Consider the following 241-nt stretch of genomic DNA (forward strand, 5'->3'; position numbering starts at 1 on the left):
GTCCAAATTATTGCATTTGCAACTATTGTCAATGCAAATTTAGAAATTAGGCGGGAAAATGCTTGATCTACCCAGCCGTTCTCGGCAGCAGAAAGCCAATCGTGTTGTCATCCCGGTAATTTAGGTGCATGTCGGAGGGAGCCCTCAGCAAGCCGAATCCCGCCAGCAGACAGAGACATGTACAAACTTACCGATTCCGTTCCCTATCTTCTCAATCGCGCCGGCGTGCGGATAGCCGAGG

At 50.2% G+C, this 241-nt stretch carries 1 pseudogene; it reads left to right on the forward strand.

The window, feature by feature from the left end:
* Window positions 1-177: 177 nt before the first annotated feature.
* A pseudogene (locus AF337_RS44985) lies at window positions 178-241 on the forward strand (MarR family winged helix-turn-helix transcriptional regulator); the annotation flags it as partial.

The organism is Rhizobium ecuadorense (assembly GCF_001187535.1).
In the GTDB taxonomy this organism is placed as follows: domain Bacteria; phylum Pseudomonadota; class Alphaproteobacteria; order Rhizobiales; family Rhizobiaceae; genus Rhizobium; species Rhizobium ecuadorense.